Origin of the sequence: Acinetobacter lactucae, from assembly GCF_013344765.1 — a bacterium.
Lineage (GTDB): Bacteria > Pseudomonadota > Gammaproteobacteria > Pseudomonadales > Moraxellaceae > Acinetobacter > Acinetobacter lactucae_A.
Window position 1 is genome coordinate 1 of sequence record NZ_JABVBF010000358.1, and the last position, 939, is coordinate 939.

Below are 939 nucleotides of genomic sequence, written 5' to 3' on the forward strand. Positions count from 1 at the left end.
GTATTCACAGCTAATTACGTTCCCTGGGCATCCATCTGCTAAACAATCATCTCTATCAACTAAGTGTACATCATTACAAACGAAACAAAATAAGTTATCTGAATCAGGTTTATTAGGTCTTAAAACTGCATATCTAGGTTCAATTCCTTCATATTTATCTCCTTCATATTTACATTTTGGGCAATAATATAAACGTTGTTTCTTATTAATTTTAAAAAAACGATTTATCTGTGAAGAAGTTAAAAAATTGAATACAGTTAAAAATTCTTTAGCAACTAGACCAGGTACATGGTCTGTATCAAAATATAAATGCGTTTCTGGTGAATTTTCAAGAAAATCAGCACGTGTTTCAACCCAATTTTCATCATGATAAAGATATTCATGTACCTCAAGCAGAATCAAAATGACTTCTTGAGCTGACACGCTCAAATCTCTACTCACAGTATGCATTGCTTTATTTCTTTGCTTTCTAAGCCTATCAAACAATTCAGAAAAATTATCATCAAATTTCGTATCATTAACCGTATTATAAACCTTGATTAAATCTTGAGCATCAATAGCTCTAAATTCTGAGAAGCTTACTCCTTTACCAACATTATCTTTAGGCCAATCTGAATAATTTCCTGAAATAAGCAAATATGGACTAATTTCAACGAGCCTCCCTTTTATTGCTAATTCAACTCCTTGTTGAGCAATTATAAGTGATGTAAGAACTCTTTGACGTGCAGTTTCCCAAAAAGCATCTTTATCATGATCATCTATTTCTGAATACCGACTGGCATCATTAATCATTAATAAAAATGAAATTACTATGTCCCATGCAAAATCGAACTGAGCTTTTGCTGCGATATCAAACTCTTCGCTTGTTGGAATATCTTTGATCATTAGTTAAAAATTCCTTTATTCAATTTCATATAATAATTGATATCTTATTGTAAT

1 protein-coding gene is annotated in these 939 nt (G+C 31.0%); it reads right to left on the reverse strand.

Features of this window, described 5'->3' with window-relative positions:
* Positions 1–885: hypothetical protein (locus HUN22_RS17305; protein WP_174731972.1), on the reverse strand; the 885-nt coding region annotated here is incomplete at its 3' end.
* Positions 886–939 lie beyond the last annotated feature (54 nt).